Source organism: Endozoicomonas sp. YOMI1 (assembly GCF_024606345.1).
In the GTDB taxonomy this organism is placed as follows: domain Bacteria; phylum Pseudomonadota; class Gammaproteobacteria; order Pseudomonadales; family Endozoicomonadaceae; genus Endozoicomonas.
The window spans coordinates 14,428-34,000 of the sequence record NZ_JAHHPM010000046.1 but is presented as its reverse complement, the minus strand read 5'-3'; the positions used below and the strand labels follow the sequence as shown (position 1 = coordinate 34,000).

Genomic DNA, 19,573 nt, shown 5'->3' with positions numbered 1-19,573 from the left:
CGAACCGGTCTAAATGGAGTTGCAGTCCACTGCATAACCGCTTTGCTAACTCGCCCTTCTTTTAAAGAAAAAAGTTGGATGGTGCCCGAGGCCGGACTCGAACCGGCACGATCTTGCGATCGAGGGATTTTAAGTCCCCAGTACAAACTATAAATATCAACAAGTTACAAACACAACACCCTACATTTGACACGAATTTGACACAAACCGACCCCCTGCCCTGCATCCAAGCAAAGATTTTTTTATAGCTCCGGGAGATTAGAAGTGGCTGCGTCCTGGGATGCTTTGCGCGTGTTGAAGTACTTCATTGTGGTGGCAAGCGAAGAATGATCAGCCAGCTGCTGAACGTCTGTCGGCTTGGTGCCATGGTTTAACAGATGAGTGATCATCGTTGCACGAAAGGCATGATGGAAAGGCTTGATGCGCGGCAGGCCCAGCTCTTTGAACAGATCCGCTGCATAATGGGAAATATTGCTTTTGTCTTTGTGCCACTGGCTACCGTCGCCTTTATCAAGGAACCACTTTTCACGGGGTGAACGCCTGGCCAGATCCTGCTGCAGGAATTTGAACAACGTGTCATTGATCGGCTTATTTGGAAACTTCATTTTCTTGGGTACCCAGCCAAGCTCTTTCACTTCCTGAATCCGGATTACCCTGCGTTTCATATCAATGGCCGATAAAGGCAAAGACCATATTGCGCCCAAGCGAAGAATGGTCTGGGATGCCACCATAAAAGCACGCAGCATATTCTGAGCTGCACAGATATCTTTTGGCCGTGTGTACTCTGCCAGTCTCTTTTCCAGCAGCTGGCGAGCCCGGGTAAGATCCGCCATCTCGTAAGTGTCCATATCCTTATCCGGCACGCTGGCTTTTTTCAGCTTGTAATATCGTTCGATATATTCAGAGTCAGCAGCCCACACCAGAAAGGCCGAAAAATGGCGCATGTGTTTATTCTGGGTAGCAGGCGACAGCGGCTCCCTGGAATGCTTGTCTTTTGGCCTAACAGAAAGGAATTGGTAAAACTGAATATTACGCTCCCGGTCAAACTCCCTGAGCGGGTGATCTTCCACCGCTTCAAGATACAGCCTGACTGACCGGGTATAATTGCTGATGGTATCTGCCGACATACTCGTTGCTTTCAGCTCTTTTTCCCAAAGCTCCAAGGCAGCTGAGACAGACAGTTTTTTCTTGGCTCGTTGCTTTTCTTCTTTCTCCCGCTGCTGCTTGATCTGCTTATTACGCAGCTCACGCTCAACCTTGAGATAACGGTCCCAAACATGAGCCTTGAGTTTTTCGGGGGAAAGGTGATCAACATCCGAAGCATCGCACAGCTTTCTGCGGATGCCCCGGCGACTGGCGACAAAACCCACTTCGGGGTCGTGTGGAAACTCTCCTATATAATTCTCTGATTTCGGATCATAAAAATACAACGCCCGGGCCATAACTAACGACCACCACCCACCCAGGCGACACGACCAACCACGCTCACTTCTGCTTCTGGCAATGTGTAATCTTCATAGGCTTCATTATCAGAAATAACTTTCACCTGGCCACCGGGCAAAAACTGCAACCGTCTGACCATGGTGTCCTGGTTAATGGTGATCAGGTAAACATCGTCTCCTCTCTGACGGGTAAGATCCACAAGCACTAAGCTGCCGTTGTAGATCCCACGGTTAATCATGGCGTCGCTGGTATTGGTATACATCAGGCAATCATCTTCTTTCAGGCGCAACACCTTCTCCAGATAATCCCGTTCAAACTTAACCGGGCCTGAATCTTCACTGTGATCATGGAAGGCAATATCAATATAAGGCTTTGTTTCCAGGGGCTCGCCCTCCCCGGTCATCAGCCAGTTCAGGCCCACATCGCAAAAGTTGGCAATCTTAACCATACGGCTAACAGTGGGTTCATTGGTTTCATTGATATACCGGCTTAACTGAGCACGGCTGATGCCGGAATGAACCACCAGGTCAGACACCTGCTTTTTATTTTTCTTGGCAAACTCCACCGCAAAATTGATCCGGTCTCCAAGACGCTCACTGTCACCCATAAAAACGACCATTGCATGCCCCTGTATTTTTCTCTTGATGTGTTACGCATACGATATTAGTATTACGTATAAGTAATGAATAGTGCATTTAAGTGCATCATGTAGCACTAAATCGCTTAAACGTTAGTCTAGAGCACGCAAAGGTACGTTTCAATGATTGATACCGCAAAAGACAAGCTATTTAACCAGAAGGCGCTCTGCGAACTTCTGAGCATCCACCGCAACACCCTGTTACGGAAACGCAAGGAAGGGTTGATCCCTGAGCCCATCGTTATCATGGGTCAGGAAATGTGGCCAAGCTCCCTGATCAACCGCTGGATCATCCAGCAAAACCCTGCCCTGCTGGACCAGGTAAAACCCATTGAACCGGCAGGACTGGATAAAGCCCTGGCCGCCCGTCAAGCACACAAAGAACAAACCGCATAAGAGGCCGCCATGTATTCACAGGAGATACAGGAAGCCGAAATCGTTGACGCCCTGCTCAACGATCGCCGGTTTGACTTTAAGGACAAAGGCGAATACCTGCGCAAAGGCATCTGTCCGTCCTGCAACAAGAAGGAACTGTTTGTTCGCAAGCGCCAGCCATGGCAGGTGAAATGCTCACGGGAAGGAAATTGCCAGTATGAAGAAACCACCAGAAACCTGTTGCCAGAGCTGTTCACAAACTACAGCAAGCGATTTCCAAAAACTCAGAAAAACCCCAACGCTACGGCTGATGCTTACCTCGCCCACAACCGGCAATTTGATCTGGGAAAAATCAAGGGAAGCTACCAGCAAGAAGCCTGGAGAGACCCGGGCACCGGAGAGTTCTGCGACACCATCCGGTTCTATCTCGACGACAAGAAAACCCGCTATTGGGAACGATTGATCGACAAGTCAAAAAGCAATGGCCAGAGGGCAAACTTTGCAGGCCTGCGCAAGGAAGACGGCTCGGTCTATCGAGGCGATGTCTGGATGCCTGCCGGAATGAAGATCAACCGGGGTGACCATATCTGGATAGTGGAAGGCATCTTTCACGCCATCGCCCTGATACACGCCGGTAAAAAAGCCGTAGCGGCATTCAGCTGCAACAACTTTCCAGAAAACCTGATCAAGCAGTATCAGAAAAAAGATGTGACCTGGGTAATCGCCCTGGACAACGAACCCGCAGGACGCAGGTACACCAAAAAGCACATCGAAAAACTGAGGGTCATGAATGAGGCCTGTTCCGTTGCCCTGGCACCACCGGAAAAAGATTCAGGCGACTGGGATGATCTGTACCGGGCCAACAAACTTAACGACAAGTTTTTTGAGCTTTGTTTCTATCGTGGCCAGTTGTTTATGTCCAGCTCCCCAGAGGAAAAGGCGTACTACTACTATCTGCACAACAAGCGGGCTCAGTTTGTTCTGGACTACGCCAACGCCATCTATGCCTTCAAGAAAGGCACCGATGTTGAAAAGGCGCTATCTGGAGAAAAGTCTGGTGAAGAAAGCGACCCGATAGACATCAACTCCAACGAAGGCAAAGAGCTGTTTATCAAGTATGTGGAGATCGACCGCATCAGCAACTGCACACCGGAATTTCTCTATCAGCAGGTAGACGACATTCTGGGCGAGCGTAAGTACGTTTTTCATTTGGACTACTACAACGGAGCCCCCAGTGAACTGGTGGAGTTTGACGGCAGTAATCTGGAAAGCCCCAGCTCATTTAATAAGGCACTGCTGAACAATACCCACGGTGGCACCTTTGACGGCAATGCACGACAGCTGAAGAACCTGCGGGATGGCTGGCTAAACCGCAAGATCAAGCGTGTCGGCTCCCTGCCCTTTATCGGTTATGACAAGGAAGTGAATGCCTGGGTCTTTCAGGACCATGCCTATCACGGCGGCCAGCGTATCGACCTGAACAAACAAGGCTACTTTGACCTGCCCAAAACCGGCATCAAGACCAGCCTGAAATCCATTCGTATCCATACCGGGGGCGAACATAAGCCGGAATGGATACTGGATTACCTAACTGCATTCCACTGGCAAGGCTTGAGCCTGCTGGCGTTTTACCTCGGCTCCCTGTTTGTGCAGCAAATCCGCAAGCAGCAGAAAAGCTGGCCATTTATGGAATTCACTGGTGAACCCGGTGCTGGTAAATCCACAGCACTGGAATTCTGCTGGGCATTGCTGGGCCGTGAAGACTATGAAGGTTTCGACTTGAACGACGCCACACCGGCAGGCCTGCGCCGCACGTTTAACTCCGTATCCAATATGCCGGTGGTGTTGATCGAATCCGACCGTAATGCACCGGACTACAAAGACACCGCAAAAAAAGGTGGCGTCAACTTTGACCAGATGAAAAAACTCTATAACGGACGTGGCACAGGTACCCTGGGTGTTGCCCGAAGAAATAACGAAGTAGAGGAACACCTGTTTCAGGGCTCCCTGGTTTTCTCCCAGAATGCCGAGGTGGACGGTTCCGAAGCACTGATGCAGCGTATCGTGCACTGCCACGCCGACAAAAAACACCACAAGCCAGGCACCAAAGATATTGCCGAACGTCTGGCCGCCATGGATGTAAAAGAGCTATCCGGATTTCTGGATGAAGCCCTGAAAAATGAAAACAAGATTCTGGATGTGTACTTCAAAAAGTTTGCCGAGTGTCGCCAGCGTTTCACCGATAACGGCTCTCTGAAAGTTGAGCGTGTCGTGAAGTGCTATGCCCAGATCGCCGCAGCCGGTTATGCCCTGCCCGTTCTTTTCCCGGATCTGACCCAGCAGCATTGTGAAATGCTGGAGAGCTATCTGTTCCAGCGTGCCCATATTCGTGAAGAGCGCCTGGCGGATGATCACCCATTAGTGCAGGCCTTCTGGGACCAGTACGAATACATGAACGACACCGGCTACAAAGACAGCGCGGAAGAAGGCATTTACGGCGAATACCTGAACCACAGCAAAAACGAAAACGAGATTGCCATCAATTTCAACCACTACCGCAAGATTGCGGAGATTCACCGGCAGGACCGTCTGGACATTAATGCCCTGCAGAAGCTGCTGACCAACTCTCACCGCTACGCATTCAAGGTCAAACATGCAGCAGTAGACAGTCGGCTGATGAAGAAAACCGTGAAGTGCTGGGTATTTAAGAAGGAAAGAAAACGATGAATTACCACATATCTATGTGTGCGTGCGCAGGTATTAGCGGCAACTTTTCAAACTTCAGGGGGGGCGTCGGAAAATGGTAATTTTGGTAATCGGCTTTAACGAAATAGCCTACAGGCCACGAATTACGGGGGCTAGAGAGAAATCGTAAAATGGTAATTTTTTGGTAATTTCATGGTAATTCAATTACCACCAGAGATTACCATTTGATTACTTTTGACTGTTTTAAAAAAGCTTTTAAAAACAAACACCTAACCAAACGATTACCATATGATTACCATGAAATTACCATTTTGTATTTTCGCTACAGCCCAGTAAACACGGGGCATACAGCGCTGTTCAGGAATACCGATTACCAAAATTACCATTTTCCGACAGCGATCCCAGAAATATAAAACCGAGAGAGACCAGGGAGAACCCAACCAATGAGCAAAACCACGTTACCCATACCGCCACTGGAGGCGCATAAACGGGACTGTCTGGCTCGTTACTACCTGGACAACAAAAGCCGGGACGAGATTGCCCAATGGCTGGAGCGCATTACCGTTGCAGATTATCGGGAAGATATGCGGGAACGGCTGAACACACAGATCAACCGTTTAAAGCAATGCCGGAAAGAGATCGCCAGCGCCGACCCGGTCACCTGGCACTGGATGACCGATCAATGGACGGTGCGGGAATTGGAACACTGCCTGCAGTCTGCCCGGCTCGATGCCCATGGTCAGACGGCGTTAAAAATCATCATCGAAAGAAAGAAGGAGAAAGCCCAATGATTAAAGCCAAAGAGGTACAGCCATGAAACAGAACAGCCTGATCCCTGCCGAATGCAGCTGGCACGGCGGGATGACCACCGAAACCATGCGGGCCACTGCCCACTGTTTTCCTGCTCCCGGAGAACACTGCCCGGGAGTGGAAACCTGCCAGCGTGAACTGGCTTGCAGACTGCGCAACGCCAACCAGGGCATGAGAAAGAAATGAGGTTGGCGTTTAAGGGTAGTCGATACCACCATTGGGGAAAGTGCAGCGCTTCAGCCGGTTCAGGGTCATGCGCCATCCTTTGCCAGCGCCGTATTTCTGAATGGCCAACAGGCCATATTCAGAACAGGAAGGCTCAAAACGACAGGCGTTTCTTAACCGTGCGGGTGCTAAACGACGATAAACAAGAATAATCTTAAACGACAGCCGTTCAGGCAATGAAAACTTCAGCCGCTCGCTCACTGGCTCTCCTTGCGAAATGAGATCACTGAATAGTTGGTAGCCGCCTGGGCTGATTTGCCTTTAAGCGCATCCAGGCAACCCGCCTTAACCTCAACACTCAGTGAGTCAATGCGATAAAACTCCCATCCCTGCCGGGCCTGCTCATTAACGACTTTCTCAAGGTAAGTGGCTGCATCCTGGCCATTGGAATCCTTGGCCTGTACGGCCAGATCGCTGGGGATCTGGATCATTTTGTATTCAAACATCGTTGTCTTCCTGTTTGGGTGTTTTTTTGGCAAAACCTTTAAGCACAGACCAGGCTGCGGGGTTTCGCCACAAGGGGATTCCCTGCTTACGTGGTCAGTATTTAACTGGAATAATTCACTCTGCCAGCTGGGCAAATCCCTGGCGTATTAGCTGTTGTGCAAACTCTTTGCTTTTTAAGAGGTTGATGAGTACCGCTTGGTCTTGCCGGATGGCTTTGAGTAATTCTGCCAGATTGGTCGAAGTATTCTCATCCATGGATAACCCGGTAATGGCCTGATCTTGTTCGATTGTCCGAGTAATCCTTGTGAGAATTTCACTGTGGAGAGATCGAAGGTTTTTCTCGGCCTGTTGTTCTAAGTAAGTACGAACCTCTTCCGGAAATCTTACTGGATAAGAATTTATCTGTTTTGACATTAAATTGAATCATTTAGAGAAAGTTCGATTATCTTTCAATCAAAAAGGTATCGCAAAGAATCTATTAGACTACACAAATAAGTCAAAAAAGATTTTAAAAGAATTATTTATATGTTATATTGACTAAAAGTTGAGTCAGGAGATGAACAATGGATAGAAATCAAACTAGCTCACTGCCTATCAGGCTGCCTTTGTACTTACGGGACTGGCTGCAGGAAAAGGCAGAAGATAACGAGCGAAGCTTGAGTGGTGAGATTATTTACCGCATTAAAAAAGATTATCGGCAAGAAGAATGCTCAACATTGGGCGAGGAGGAAATGACTGGAGAAAAGCGCGATACAGCAAAAACAGTTCGGCCTGGCCACTAGATGACAGGGCCAGAAAGACGAAAGCCCCTGTGTTGCAGCACAGGGGCTTTCAAAACACCAACCCTAGCAAAAGTGAGTGTTATATGAATACCACTACTAAAGCTACCGTAATTAACTCTAATGTGAGCGGCATCAAAATGAATACTATCACAAAAACCGAGAGTCAGCCTCTTTTAACGGTCGTTGAAGGCCAGGTGAAAACCACTTCCCTGGATGTTGCTGAGAAATTTGGCAAGGCTCACGACAAGGTTCTAAGGGCCGTTCGCAATCTTGATTGTTCAGAGCAATTCGCCGACGCCAATTTTGGCTTGGGCTCTTATCAGGATGCCAACAACCAGCCACGCCCAATGTACGACATCACCCGAGACGGTTTCTGCTTCCTGGTCATGGGCTTCACCGGCAAGGAGTCTGCCCGCTGGAAAGAAGCCTACATCACCGCCTTCAACCAAATGGAAACCGAGCTGAAAAAAATGCACCGGCCCAAACTGGACGAAGCCGAACGTCGTCGCCTGCGTGACCAGAAAGCCAAGCTGGTCACACTGGTAGCCACCGCCAAAACCGTGTTTGAGCGGGACCAGTTTATGGCCGACCTGGTGGAGGTCTCCATGATTCTTGGCCAGCCCTTGCCAGACGTTCGCAAGATTGGTCTGGCCATCACCAAAACCACAACCAAAGGGGCCGCCAATCATGATTGATTCTGAAATTGTCATCAACGAAAAGGAATGCTTGCCAGTGAACAGGCTTAACAAACAACAGATTGACTGGTTTAAAGACGCCACTGCCCGGGAGCGGGATACGTTCCTGGCCAAAGGGGAAGCGGGCGCGATTGAACTGCTGGATGCAGACGGCATGATGAAAGTCTACGCCCCTGCCATCCGTGGTCACATTATCGGGGAACCCAAAGCGAGCTTTGATGAAGCCCGCCATTATGCCGAAGTGCGCCTGCATCCATTGCAGATCCGCGCCAATCTCAATGGCGAACCGGTGGATGAACACGCCCTGGGCATTACCGGTTTTCATGGGGAGTTTGTGCAGCAGGCCCGGGAAGAGAACCTGCGGTTCAAACAGATTATTCACCTGGGCTCTGAACTGGCCCATTGCAATGGACTGCTGCCAGCGCATCTGCTGGAAACCCTGCAATCCATCGTTGGCGAAAACCGCGAGCAGTTACAGGAACACCTGCCCCTCTTTCTGCTGGATGAAGAGGAAGAAGACGGTCATGTTGGCCAGCTGGGATTTAACGATTCCGTGGCAAAGGATCAGGCTTATGGTTTTCTGGTGTGTGCAGAAACACCGGTTCCCCAGGTATTTAACCGGGAACAGGCGATCGGTGACTGGGACTATACCGCTACCTGGTGGTTTTACGATGAAACCATTGAGCGGATCTGGGCACAGGCCCGGGCATGGTGTCAGGCCTATTTAGTGCGCAGGCGTGAAGTGGCGTTACAGGTATAACAATAACTCCCGCTCTTCGGAGCGGGTTCTGAGCGAAACAGGAGAACAACATGAGCAAGGTATTCGCCAACGTAAGGCCAGAATCCAAGTATTACCAACAGCAGGCGCAGGAAAAGCCATTCCCTGTTCGCTTTCAGCCGGATAAGGGCGGCTATCACTGGCAGGGTGGTATTGGTGGCAAGTACCGCACTTCAGACCTGCACTTTTATATGGAGATTGATCTGGCGGAAGGCGTTGAACTCGAGCAGTTTGAAGTGGTGAACCTCTCCGATCTGAAGCTGCTGGAGCTGACCAGGCTGTCTGTGCTCAAGGGGATTGGCAAGGATTGGGGTTCCTATTACTGGGATGAAGTGATTAAGGAATTGGGGGGACTGCTTCAAAAAGCCCGTAAGGAATATAAAGAGCAGCTGGCCAGAGAAGAAAGGGAGAGAGAAGAAGAACGGCAGGAGTGGGGGTGATTATGACAACACTGGACTACTGCCTGAGACTGATGGCCGGTTCTGTTCTGGCACTGGTCTCCACCGCTGCCCTGGTACTGGCACTGGCCGGACTGGTGCAACCGGGCAAAGAACAGATCATGGCCATGGCTGCGGGTATCTCCCTGCAGGCCTGCCTGTATTTGTTCGCCCGGAACAAAGCAGACCGCTGGATCTCGGCGTTACTGCTGGCCGTTTCAGTAGCGGCAACCGTTGCCTTTATGGAATACGCATGGCAACAGCAACAGGCTGCAACGGTTATGCAACAGCAGCAACGCAACACCAGCAGCTACAGGGCGCAACAGTTGCAACGGCAGATTGACGACATCAGTCAGCAGATCAGCATTCGGTTGCAGGTCTCCCAGCGGGACACCGAAGGCAGCTACCGCTCCAGAGGGTTAAGTCAGCTCAATGACGACATTCCCCGTTTAACCGAACAACGGGAAACCCTGTTGCAACAGTTGGCCACCCTGACCACTGACACCACGGCACCCACTGGCAGTATGGAAGCAGCACTGGGTTCTGCACACTGGGGCTTTCGTGTCGGGGTATTTATTGCTCTAGCTCTGCTGCTGGATTACTGCGCCATTCGTTGCCTGGCAACGGTGAAACCGGAGAGGAAAAAACAGGAGGTTATAAAAGAAGGAAGGGAACCCAGTGCCGAGGCCGCGAAACCTGAACCGGCACTGGAACCTGAAATCACTTGTGAAAACAGGCCAGAACCCACAGTAACCGAAGCCGATCCCGAGGTAAAGCGCATTGCTGAACGGGTACGCAGTGGCAGCTATGGGCAACAGCCGATTGTGCGCCAGATCATCAGTGAAGAAGGCGTCAGGCACCCAGTGGTAAAACAGGCCTTTGCCCTGCTGAAGGCTGAAGGAGTGCTGGTGAAAAACGGGCAGCGGTATGAATTGCAGGAGGCGGCATGATGATCAGGCCATATATTCGTCGGGGGCTTTGGAAGCCTGAGCAGCATATTTTCTTTTGGGATCGTCAAGTTCATGCAAAGGGGCATAAGGTTTTTTTAAGCGATTTCCAGAAACGGCAAGGGATTGTGCCAATACCTGGAACACCGAGGAAGGGGTCAGTCTGGCAGATTACAAGGAAAGGCAATCGGAAGCCTTTTCAACATCCATGGCATGACTACAGGTTCATGGCGCAGATTCCATTTTAAGACCACTCCCACGGGAAACCGTGGGCACTAAACAAGATGAATAGAATGATTACAGTAAACAGCTATTTTTGTGGCGCAGGGTTGATGGATGTTGGTTTGCTCAATGCGGGTATCACCATCAACCAGTCGTTTGAACTGGATCGGGATGCCTGTAAAACCTATCGGGCGAACCTTGGCGACCATATCCGGCAGTGTGATATTGCTGCCCAGCTCGTCATGGAACAGGAAAGCTGCGACGGAATGACGTTCACATACCCTTGTACCAAGTATTCCACTATTGCTGATATCCATAAAACCAGAACTGGGGACGAGCTGTTTCTGCATGCTCTGCGCCATCTGGCAATAGCAAGGCCGGAGTTTTATGTGGTTGAAAACGTGCCTGGCATGAGAGCGTTCCCCATTGTGATGGAAGCCATGACCCGGATGCCGGATTACTATGTGCAGGTGTTCTGCCCGGTGAAATCTGAGCAATGGCTGCCGCAGCGAAGAAACCGACTGATTATTGTAGGCACGCGTCGCCAGTTCAGCATTCGACCGCCGGAGTACACCCGCCCGGTAAAGCTATCGGAGATTATGGAGTCTGAACCCGCTGTCACACTCCCCAAAGCCATTAAAGAACGAATGTCCGGAACGTACAGAGACTTGCCTATTATCTCCGATCCTTCCAATGACGATATCGCACCTACCTGCGTTGCTCATTATGCAAAGGATAAAAGTACGCGACTGGTGAGAGATAAGCGTTTCCCAATGGGCGTTCGTCCTTATTCCGTCCGGGAGTATGCAAGACTTCAGGGATTGCCGGATTCTTTCATGTTTCCGGTATCAGACACCGCTGCTTATCGACAGATCGGGAACGGTGTGTCGGTACCGGTTGGTGAATGGGTTGGCAGAGAAATGATCCGATACATGGGAAAAATAACTAAGAGGGTGGCATAAATGTCTAAAGATGAACGTATAAAAGAGCAGCTACACCTTTGGAGTTTGCTCTACCCGAAACACCCTCTGGCAATCGGTTTAAAGATAAAGGTGGATCCAGAGAATGAATACGCTGCTGAATGGCAGGGGGAGTTTGTAATTACAGGGATCAGTATTGATCATCACCATAGAATCAATATTACAATCGCGGACAACTTAACTGACGGCGGTTATGATGGCTGGGGCACTGGTGATTTGATGCCCGTATTTTGATAGAAAAAAGCCCCACCCCGGGGCTTTCTTACGCCAGCGAAGCAAACAACTCCCGCTGCTGCTGCCGGTTCATCCTCCGCAACTTCTCCAGCATCTCTGCCGTAAAATCCAGTGAAGACGGTGACAGGGTATGGGAAAAGGTCAGGTGCATCACAAACGAATGACCGCATTCCGGATTATTACAGGTGCAGTACAGCGTCTTGAATTTGGCAGACTCTTCAACAGAGTCCTGAATGGTAGCAACCTCGTTACATCGATCGCAGCGAATCCGAACGCTCATGTCTAGACCCAAATTATTATCGTATGCGTTACAGTGTATCTTATCCGGTAGACTGTTGGGTTTCAAAGAGTGTAGTTTCAAAGGACACCTTGCCCTGATGGGGCAACCAATCGTTAATATCCAGTAGCTGCTCACGAATCGGCAGCACCTCATTCTTTTCATACACAGCATCCACTTTGGTGATGTCGCCAAAGTTGGAATTGCCACTGGGCAGCACACTGGCCATGGCTGCCGGTATCCGGTGGGCGGCGATGATGTCATCCCTTGAAATATTCTTTATTTTCTCCAGCTCATCCTTCGTGCTGAAGTCACCAACAGGCAGGATCTGGATATCTTTCTCTCTGCCGCCAGGCAGGTGCAGAAACATATTGCGGAAGTTACCCACACCCTTACTGCTCTTAATGGCGTTTTTAATGGATTCCTGGTCCTCTTCACTCAGGCCGGTGGAGCTGGAGTAGAAGATGTAGCCCATGTGGGCACCGTTGAGGTAGTACTTCCGGCGGAACAGGGTAGCGTCTTCATTGAGCAGCATGGATTGAATCGCCCCCAGGTACCATGGCATGCCATAGATGTTCTGGATCACATCGTAGTTTTTGATATGCACCACTTCCCCAAGGCGGAACTGCACCAGTCGCCCGTCGTTGGTCAGCATGCCGTAGCGACCGGGCTCTTTCATTCTGCGCATATTGATCGCGGGCAGGTGGCGAACCTGAATGGTCGTACCGCCAAAGTCCCGAATACGTTGGAAGTAACAGTTGGCAAATACCGTGTAGTCGGTGACAGCGGCGTGCATCACCCGACGGCTGAGCACTGGCGATGGCTTAAACCCGCGCATCACCATGTTGGTTTTAAATTCCAGGATCGGGCCGTGGAAGGCATTGGCCCTTAACAGCCGGGCCATGCCGGTCAGCGAGACGGGAGGTTGATAGTACTGGCCATTGTCCAGCAGCTGGGTGCCGATGTAGTCATTCAGCTGACCCTTCAGGACCGTCTCGGGATCACCGAAGCTGAAGGCTATTGAGTTTGTTTGTACTGATGTTCCGGTATTGCTGGTATCGTTACCGGTATTGTTGGTATTAGTAATGGTATTGTTGGTATTGAACCCTTCCGCGATTTTTCCCGTCTTTTGCCGATTTTTCCTGCTCATCCTGCTCTCCCTTAGCCGAAGGCCACTCTGCTGTTGCTCTGGCGGCTGGTATCCAGTGGTTCGTGAATTAGTGCGTGCATGGTTGCCCAGGCAACGTCTGCATGTCCGGTTGACTGGGTACGGCTGGCGCTATAGGTCATGCTGCCTCCCGGTGTACTGGTCTCCCGGATGGTGAGGAACGCATGGGCAAAGTCGACCCATTCCTGCGGGTATTCAACCCGTTCTGCTTCAAATACCGATTTGGCTTTCTGCACCAGGTGGGTTTTGGTGGCCGGTGAATAGTGGATGGCTTCCGCTCTCGGGAAAAAGCCCTTGATAATGTCAAACACGCCCAAGCCGGGGCCAGTGGTGTCCACGCCGATATGCTGGAAGTTATAACGCTCGGTCAGCTGCTTTATCTGGTCTGCCTGCCAGGTGAAGTTTTTATCCTTCCAGTGGTACTTTGCCAGAATGCGGAATGTGCCACCGGGCACCAGTGGCGGAGCAACAATCACAAAGGTGGCGTCGTCCCGGTGTCGGCTCGGATCGTAGCCTCCCCAAACGGGTAAGTTACCCAGGGGTCGTCTGGCTTTCGGGTCGTAATCCTTCCAGTTTTCTTCATCCACTCCCGCAGCCTGGAGAATGGCGAGCTTGAATACGCCCAGTGTGTCGTCCACAAATTCACACATAAACAGCTGCTTGAATCGTTCGGGGCTGTATTCCTGCTGCAGCTGCTGCTTATCAATCCGGTCAAAGCCCCCTTCAACAGCATCATCAAGGGTAATGATTTTGCGCCAGAAGTTATCAGGGCAAAGCACCCCGCTCTGCAATTCTTTAAAGCCGGGGAACTCTACCCGCTTCCGTTTGAATCGTTTGTTGTAAACCTCACCAGTCCAGAGCGGATAGGCTTCGTGATTCACCACTGAGGGAGTGGAGAAAATAGTGCGGGTCAGATGCTTATGAGTCGCCATGGCGGTAGCCACGTTGTATAGCTCATCAAAGCCCCTGATCCAGAACGCCTCATCAATATAAACATGACCAGATTCAGATTGCGCCGACATGGAGTTATTACTGAGGAAGTGCAAGCCGCATTTACCATTAGCGGTATTCAATAAAATGGGATTGCCTGACAGCTCAATATCAAAGTCTTCAGCCACCAGTTTCCTGATGTACTTTCTGAACACTTCCGCCTGACGCCTTGTGGCAGAAAGGAAAATTTGATCCTCCCCTTTCAGTACAGCCCTGATCAATGCTTCCTGGGAGAAATACCAGGTAAAACCGATCTGTCGTGATTTCAGGCAGAACCGGTTGCGGTGATGCTGATTGTCGTAAAGATCCCGCTGGCCTTTGTACCAGCGCTTAAACCATTTTTGCTGAAAGTCTTTTTCTGTCAGGAACGATAAATCATTTTTGATTTTGCTCTTCCGGTTTTTACTGCGTACCACTGCCGGAGCATCCACCAGTTTCTTTCTGACATCCTGCATCATTTCAGAATCGGACGACTCGGCTCTTAATTTGGTATTGCTGATTTCCGCCTGGCGATAACGGCCAAGGGCATTTAACTGTTTAATCAGCCGGTCCATTTCGTTAAGATGCTTTTCGGTTTTGTCGTCTTTCTCTGCCAAAAGAGTAATGCGCCGCTGAATCGCTTCTTCTACCGATTCATGACGAAGGAACGCCACCCAGTCCCCCGCCTCCTGCCAGTAATAAAGCGTGCGAAGGGGTACCGACAGCTCTGACGAGATTTCTGGAATGGTGAATTTCCGGAGGTAGAGCGAACGGGCTGCTACTTTTATTTCTTCCGGATAGTGTTTTTTACCCGCACTGGGTTTATTGCTGATAGACGACATACCCGAATAATAAAACCCTACGCTTTATTACTCTTTTTATTAGCTTCTGATGCGCCCTAAATCCGATTTAATTGAATGGCCGTTCATGGTTCCACCAATTAGGATTCGATTTTCAGGTATTGAATTTTTAATTAATCACCAAGAACCAGGACACTGCAAATGGCCAAGCTGGTAACCGATTGGGTCAAAGTAGCGGAAAGCGGCCAAACCATTGACGGGCGAATTATTGAAGCGTCCTGGTTGCGTGATGCTGCTGAACTGTATTCAAAAGACAAATACACCGCGCTGATTACCCTGGAGCATTACTCCCCGGAATGGGCGGGCAACTATGGCACCGTGGAGGCATTGAAAGCTGAAGAAGCAGATGAAGTGGTTAGCCTGTATGCCAAACTGTGTCCCTCCGATGACTTGCGCTACATCAATAAACAAGGGCAAAAGCTCTTTACTTCCATCAAGCTCCATCCTGATTTCCAAAGCACTGGCCGCGCCTATGTGATCCAGATTGGTGTCACTGACACGCCCGCTTCCATTGGTACCCAGCAATTGGAATTCAGGGTTCAGGCCGGTGAACAGATTGTGCCAGGGGTTGAGCTTACCGCGTTTAACGCTGCTCCGGACGAGCAGGGCTTGCTGGAAAAAATCAAGGCGCTGGTCTTCAGCGCTCCACATCAAACGGACTCTGAAGACGAGGACGAGCCTATGAAACCCGAAGAACTGAAAGCCGCCATTGCTGAAGCTGTTGCCGGCGCCTTTGCGTCACAGCAAAAGGAAACCTCTGAGCCTGAAGTAAAAGACGATGGCGATGCGCTGGAGCTGGTATCAGCCGAAGCGTTCAGCACCCTGAAAACTGAAGCTGACAAGACCAAGGCTGATCTTGAGGCCATGACTGAGAAGTTCAACGCTCTCAGCGAAAAATTCAACGCCCTGGAAGAGAAGCTGGCGGAAGAAGTTCAGCCGACTGAAATCGATAACCAGGGTGCTCAGGACGACGCTGGCTGCGACCTGTAACCACCAGAACCGCAGCTTGCTGCCAAGGAGAGAATATCCATGAAAAAAGAAACGCGACTGGCGTTTAACAAGGTCACCGAAGCCATGGCAAAGGCTTACGGTTACGAACATGCCGGGGTTGAATTCGCGGTTGACCCGAGCATTGCCCAGAAGCTCACCGACAAGATTGTGGAGCAGTCCACCTTTCTGCCCAGAATCAACGTGATGGGCGTTGATGAAATGGCCGGTGAGAACATTCACGCCTCCGTTAGCGGCCCGGTTTCCGGTCGTACTGACACCTCCCAGAACAAACGGCGAGAGCCGAAAGATGTCTTGGCCATGCAGCCATTCCGGTATCAGCTCTATCAGACCAATACCGATGTGGCTATCCGCTACAACAAGCTGGACGCCTGGGCAAAGTTCCCGGATATGCACAACCGCTACCGTACCTATGTTACCGCCCAGATCGCTAACGACCGTGAGCTGATCGGCTGGCACGGAACCAGTGTTGCCAAAGACACCAATATTCAGACCAACCCTTTGCTGCAGGATGTTAACAAGGGCTGGATGCAGTACATGCGCGATAACCTGAAGGCTAACGTGATTGCCGAAGGTGCTACCTCTGGTGAACTCCGTATCGGTGCCGGTGGTGATTATGAAGGTCTGGACGAAGCTGTGACTGACCTGCTGTCCGGTATCCCGCAATTCATGCGCCGGGATCTGGTGGTGCTGATCGGTGATGACCTGGCACTTTACGAAAAATCCCGGCTGATGAAAGCGCTGTCGCTGACACCAACCGAAAAGAACGCTTCCCATGAGGCCATGATGTCCTTTGGTGGTCTGCCCTGGGAAACCCCTTCCAACTTCCCGCCCCGTGGTCTGGTGGTTACCTCTCTGAACAACCTGTCTATCTACTACCAGGAAGACAGCTGGCGTCGTCATGTCAAGGAAGAGCCAGAGTATGACCGCATTGCGGATTACAACAGCCGCAACGAAGGCTACCTGGTGGAAGAGCCACGCAAGTTTATGGCTCTGGAACATGAGAACGTGAAGTTGAAGAAAGGCGACAACTGGGTTTAACACGCAGCCGCTTGGGGGTGGTTCGCCACCCTCCTTTTTAAAGGGCTTTCTACAGGGAAGTGAGAGCCCTTTAAAAAGCAAACAGGGGTGAGACCATGCATTCAATCAGACAGCAATATCAGGAAAAACTCAGGCAACAGGGTGCTGGCGAGCCAGCACCGGCAGCCACTAAAACCACCACGCCACAACAGAGCGTGGGCGGTCTGGCCCGTCAGCAGCAGAACAACAGGCTGATGGAAGTTGCCATGGAAGAAGACCTGAAAGCCCTGAAAAACATCCGCAGCAAAACCCACAAGGTGGAACTGAAGCGGGAGCAGCTGGTACCTAAATACAAGGCCTTTGTGGAAAGCACCATGGCCGCCAACAAGGTCCACAGTATTCTCAGTCAATACCTGGTCTGGCTGTTTGATATCGGTGATATCGCCGAGGCTACCAAACTGGGGGAATACTGCCTGTTGCAACGAATCCCGCTACCGGAGCGCTTCCGCCGAACCCTGCCTATCTACCTGGCAGACGAGGTATTGCTCTGGTCAGAACAGGAGTGGGACGCAGGCCGCAGCCCCAACCCCTACTTCAACAACGAATTCAAGCGCACCGTTAACGACCGCAACGAGCGCCCCGATGAACTCACCGCCAAATACTTCAGACTGGCGGGACTGATCGCCCAGGCTGACAAGCGGTTTGATGATGCCGTGCTCTGCCTGGAAGCCGCCAGCGAGCGAGGCGCAAAAGTAAAAACGGTGCTGAACAAGTGCAAAGACGCACAGGCAAAGCAAGAAAACCAACAACGGGAAGAACCGTAACCGGCTCCTCACCCCACCCGCCCCGGGCGCTGATTGATGCGAACAGTAACTTCGGTTACCGCACCCAACCAGTGGGTTAGCCCGGGACCAATTACCGACGAGGCAGGCAATGAGCTTTTCAGGCTTTAACGATCAGAGTGTTGAACAGGTTATCCAGAACGATGGATTTTGGCCTGATTTGCAGCTGGATACTTTCCAGTCTCAATACCGTCTGCCGGCGGAATATGAACAGGGTATGGTGATCGCTCATGTGCAGATGGCTATTGTCCGGGTCAATACCCAGCTGATTCGCTGGAAAGCCCTGCACCAGACTCAGTACAGCACTATGCGTGAAGTCCCTGCCGACAGCCTGGGTGCCATCAAAACCACTGACATTAATTATCAGCGAGCGGTGTTCTGCCTGGCCAAGTCGTTACTGCTGCAACAATTCGCCACCGTTGACCGACGCAGCGCTGCCGCTAACCCGGAGAAAGAAGGGGAAGAGACCGCCAGCCAGTTTCAGGAATACGCCGACCATGCCATTGCCGACTTCTTGGGCCGCGGCCGGATTAATGTGGAGGCGCTATGAACCGGCTTCAGTCCCTCAGTAAACACTTGTTGAAACACACCAGCCTGAAGCGTGAGCAGATCCACAGCTATGCCGACAATGGCGAGCTTCGCCCGTTGTTTATGGATTGGGGTAACGGCTTCACCGTGGGTCGTTACAAGTACGACGCGGTGTTTGAGCTGGAGCGTTTCAAGGGCAATGCCTTTGAACTGCTGGCACTGATCAACTGCTGGCTGGATGAAAACGACGGTGAACGTGAACAACTGGAACTGGCCGACCCCGAAATCAATGTGGAGCTGAACGACCGCCACACCTGCGACATTGAGCTGGTGATTGAATTTGATGAGGCCGTGAGCATCGTGGAAGACCCCAAAGGGTCTATCCCCTTCCGTGGCCAGCGCTACCGGGTAGAGAACGTGCCCGTTGATATCGCTGAAGCCTTCCAGATGGAGGGCGAAACCGATGTCCGCTAATGCCGTTTCCTTTCGTGATGATCGCCGTGGCCGGATGCGTCTTAAAGAGCAGCTGGACGTGCTGGCTCTGCCGCCGGTCAAGCGCAAGAAGCTTGTGCGCAGAATGGCTCAGGATGTGCGCAGGGATGCCCGGCAGAATATCCGCAAACAGAAAACCGTTTCTGGTCAGGCCATGGAGCCCAGAGCCAGAAAGCGGAGAAAGGCAAAGATGATGCGGGGTCTGGGTCGCACTATGAAAGCCTATGCCCGTGGTAATGACACTGGGGTAGTGAGCTGGAAGGACGGGAAAACCGCCGCCATTGCCGCCACACATCATCATGGCAAAACCCTTCGGATCAACAGCAGCGGCCACAAACGGGCATCGGGCACACCGGATTATGACGCAGGAGCCACCAGAGCCCAGGCAAAAGCATTGCTGGAAGAAGGTTATCGCCACCCGGTCAAGGGTAATAAAGGCAAGCGGAAACTGAAGCGGGTCAGCCAGAAATGGATCAGGGAAAACATGACCATCGGGCAGGCCGGTTTGATTCTGCGCACTCTGCGAGACCAGGAAGCGCAGAAGTCATGGAATGTAAAAGTCCCGGCACGTCCGGTACTGGGTGCAGACCCTGCAGATACACAGCAATTTATGGACAGTCTGGCACGCCATGCGCTGGCTGAATTAAAAGCGAAAGGTTCTATCTAATTAAACAGAAAGCAGGAGAGCGCG

25 protein-coding genes are annotated in these 19,573 nt (G+C 51.2%); 17 read left to right on the top strand and 8 right to left on the bottom strand.

Features of this window, described 5'->3' with window-relative positions; genetic code table 11:
- Positions 1 to 242: 242 nt before the first annotated feature.
- Together KDK15_RS01905 and KDK15_RS01900 are read right to left on the bottom strand one after the other, a co-directional pair.
- Positions 243 to 1,442 (bottom strand): site-specific integrase, encoded by a 1,200-nt coding sequence (locus KDK15_RS01905; RefSeq protein ID WP_257293676.1) that lies wholly within the window; start codon positions 1,440 to 1,442, stop codon positions 243 to 245.
- A 2-nt stretch (positions 1,443 to 1,444) separates the two neighbouring features.
- Positions 1,445 to 2,062, bottom strand: a complete 618-nt coding sequence (locus tag KDK15_RS01900; RefSeq protein WP_257293675.1) for a S24 family peptidase — start codon at positions 2,060 to 2,062, stop codon at positions 1,445 to 1,447.
- Positions 2,063 to 2,203: 141 nt separating this feature from the next.
- On the opposite strand from KDK15_RS01900, the gene KDK15_RS01895 reads away from it, so the two are divergent.
- The 4 genes from KDK15_RS01895 to KDK15_RS01880 all read left to right on the top strand — a co-directional run bounded on the left by KDK15_RS01895 (position 2,204) and on the right by KDK15_RS01880 (position 6,157).
- Positions 2,204 to 2,476: an AlpA family transcriptional regulator gene (locus tag KDK15_RS01895; RefSeq protein ID WP_257293674.1), complete on the top strand. Its 273-nt coding sequence runs from the start codon at positions 2,204 to 2,206 to the stop codon at positions 2,474 to 2,476.
- Positions 2,477 to 2,485: 9 nt separating this feature from the next.
- The gene (locus tag KDK15_RS01890) at positions 2,486 to 5,182 is read left to right on the top strand and encodes a toprim domain-containing protein (RefSeq protein ID WP_257293673.1); all 2,697 of its coding nucleotides are present in this window, start codon (positions 2,486 to 2,488) and stop codon (positions 5,180 to 5,182) included.
- 422 nt (positions 5,183 to 5,604) lie between these two features.
- Complete coding sequence (locus KDK15_RS01885; protein WP_257293672.1) at positions 5,605 to 5,952, top strand: hypothetical protein; 348 nt, start codon at positions 5,605 to 5,607, stop codon at positions 5,950 to 5,952.
- Between the two features lie 22 nt (positions 5,953 to 5,974).
- Entirely contained in the window at positions 5,975 to 6,157 is a 183-nt protein-coding gene (locus KDK15_RS01880) for a hypothetical protein (RefSeq protein ID WP_257293671.1), read from the top strand.
- A gap of 9 nt (positions 6,158 to 6,166) precedes the next feature.
- Here KDK15_RS01880 and yidD read toward each other — a convergent pair whose 3' ends face one another.
- The 3 genes from yidD to KDK15_RS01865 all read right to left on the bottom strand — a co-directional run bounded on the left by yidD (position 6,167) and on the right by KDK15_RS01865 (position 7,057).
- Entirely contained in the window at positions 6,167 to 6,397 is a 231-nt protein-coding gene (gene yidD, locus KDK15_RS01875; RefSeq protein WP_257293670.1) for a membrane protein insertion efficiency factor YidD, read from the bottom strand.
- Positions 6,394 to 6,642 carry a DUF4177 domain-containing protein gene (locus KDK15_RS01870; RefSeq protein ID WP_257293669.1) on the bottom strand — a complete coding sequence of 83 codons (249 nt, stop codon included), beginning with the start codon at positions 6,640 to 6,642 and terminating at the stop codon, positions 6,394 to 6,396. Before KDK15_RS01870 ends, yidD begins: the two co-directional genes overlap by 4 nt.
- 115 nt (positions 6,643 to 6,757) lie before the next feature.
- On the bottom strand, positions 6,758 to 7,057 hold the full coding sequence (locus tag KDK15_RS01865; protein WP_257293668.1) for an Arc family DNA-binding protein: 300 nt from the start codon (positions 7,055 to 7,057) through the stop codon (positions 6,758 to 6,760).
- A gap of 149 nt (positions 7,058 to 7,206) precedes the next feature.
- Between KDK15_RS01865 and KDK15_RS01860 the strand changes: the two genes are divergently transcribed.
- From KDK15_RS01860 to KDK15_RS01830, 7 genes are all read left to right on the top strand, one after another.
- Entirely contained in the window at positions 7,207 to 7,425 is a 219-nt protein-coding gene (locus tag KDK15_RS01860) for an Arc family DNA-binding protein (RefSeq protein WP_257293667.1), read from the top strand.
- Positions 7,426 to 7,562: 137 nt separating this feature from the next.
- Positions 7,563 to 8,120, top strand: coding sequence for a Rha family transcriptional regulator (locus tag KDK15_RS01855; protein WP_257293666.1), 558 nt, complete (start codon positions 7,563 to 7,565; stop codon positions 8,118 to 8,120).
- Positions 8,113 to 8,880, top strand: a complete 768-nt coding sequence (locus KDK15_RS01850) for a hypothetical protein (RefSeq protein WP_257293665.1) — start codon at positions 8,113 to 8,115, stop codon at positions 8,878 to 8,880. The genes KDK15_RS01855 and KDK15_RS01850 overlap by 8 nt, the downstream gene beginning before the upstream one ends.
- Before the next feature lie 50 nt (positions 8,881 to 8,930).
- Entirely contained in the window at positions 8,931 to 9,338 is a 408-nt protein-coding gene (locus tag KDK15_RS01845; protein WP_257293664.1) for a hypothetical protein, read from the top strand.
- 2 nt (positions 9,339 to 9,340) lie between these two features.
- Entirely contained in the window at positions 9,341 to 10,285 is a 945-nt protein-coding gene (locus tag KDK15_RS01840; RefSeq protein WP_257293663.1) for a hypothetical protein, read from the top strand.
- Positions 10,286 to 10,575: 290 nt separating this feature from the next.
- The gene (locus tag KDK15_RS01835) at positions 10,576 to 11,466 is read left to right on the top strand and encodes a DNA cytosine methyltransferase (RefSeq protein ID WP_257293662.1); all 891 of its coding nucleotides are present in this window, start codon (positions 10,576 to 10,578) and stop codon (positions 11,464 to 11,466) included.
- Positions 11,467 to 11,718: a hypothetical protein gene (locus KDK15_RS01830; RefSeq protein ID WP_257293661.1), complete on the top strand. Its 252-nt coding sequence runs from the start codon at positions 11,467 to 11,469 to the stop codon at positions 11,716 to 11,718.
- A gap of 28 nt (positions 11,719 to 11,746) precedes the next feature.
- On the opposite strand, the gene KDK15_RS01825 is transcribed toward KDK15_RS01830, so the two are convergent.
- From KDK15_RS01825 to KDK15_RS01815, 3 genes are read right to left on the bottom strand one after another with little or no spacing between them, the layout of a single operon-like run.
- Positions 11,747 to 11,998: an ogr/Delta-like zinc finger family protein gene (locus KDK15_RS01825; RefSeq protein WP_257293660.1), complete on the bottom strand. Its 252-nt coding sequence runs from the start codon at positions 11,996 to 11,998 to the stop codon at positions 11,747 to 11,749.
- Positions 11,999 to 12,038: 40 nt separating this feature from the next.
- A complete protein-coding gene (locus KDK15_RS01820; protein ID WP_257293659.1) occupies positions 12,039 to 13,145 on the bottom strand; it encodes a phage portal protein in 1,107 nt (368 codons plus the stop codon).
- Positions 13,146 to 13,156: 11 nt separating this feature from the next.
- Complete coding sequence (locus KDK15_RS01815) at positions 13,157 to 14,974, bottom strand: terminase large subunit domain-containing protein (protein WP_257293658.1); 1,818 nt, start codon at positions 14,972 to 14,974, stop codon at positions 13,157 to 13,159.
- Between the two features lie 159 nt (positions 14,975 to 15,133).
- Here KDK15_RS01815 and KDK15_RS01810 point away from each other — a divergent pair, with 159 nt between their 5' ends.
- The 6 genes from KDK15_RS01810 to KDK15_RS01785 all read left to right on the top strand — a co-directional run bounded on the left by KDK15_RS01810 (position 15,134) and on the right by KDK15_RS01785 (position 19,549).
- A complete protein-coding gene (locus tag KDK15_RS01810; RefSeq protein ID WP_257293657.1) occupies positions 15,134 to 15,982 on the top strand; it encodes a GPO family capsid scaffolding protein in 849 nt (282 codons plus the stop codon).
- A gap of 39 nt (positions 15,983 to 16,021) precedes the next feature.
- Positions 16,022 to 17,041 carry a phage major capsid protein, P2 family gene (locus KDK15_RS01805; RefSeq protein WP_257293656.1) on the top strand — a complete coding sequence of 340 codons (1,020 nt, stop codon included), beginning with the start codon at positions 16,022 to 16,024 and terminating at the stop codon, positions 17,039 to 17,041.
- 95 nt (positions 17,042 to 17,136) lie between these two features.
- Positions 17,137 to 17,844: a phage terminase small subunit gene (gene gpM / locus KDK15_RS01800; RefSeq protein ID WP_257293655.1), complete on the top strand. Its 708-nt coding sequence runs from the start codon at positions 17,137 to 17,139 to the stop codon at positions 17,842 to 17,844.
- Positions 17,845 to 17,953: 109 nt separating this feature from the next.
- Positions 17,954 to 18,412, top strand: a complete 459-nt coding sequence (locus KDK15_RS01795) for a head completion/stabilization protein (protein WP_257293654.1) — start codon at positions 17,954 to 17,956, stop codon at positions 18,410 to 18,412.
- The gene (locus KDK15_RS01790; protein ID WP_257293653.1) at positions 18,409 to 18,864 is read left to right on the top strand and encodes a phage tail protein; all 456 of its coding nucleotides are present in this window, start codon (positions 18,409 to 18,411) and stop codon (positions 18,862 to 18,864) included. The genes KDK15_RS01795 and KDK15_RS01790 overlap by 4 nt, the downstream gene beginning before the upstream one ends.
- Positions 18,854 to 19,549 carry a phage virion morphogenesis protein gene (locus KDK15_RS01785; RefSeq protein ID WP_257293652.1) on the top strand — a complete coding sequence of 232 codons (696 nt, stop codon included), beginning with the start codon at positions 18,854 to 18,856 and terminating at the stop codon, positions 19,547 to 19,549. Before KDK15_RS01790 ends, KDK15_RS01785 begins: the two co-directional genes overlap by 11 nt.
- The last annotated feature ends 24 nt before the right edge of the window (positions 19,550 to 19,573 follow it).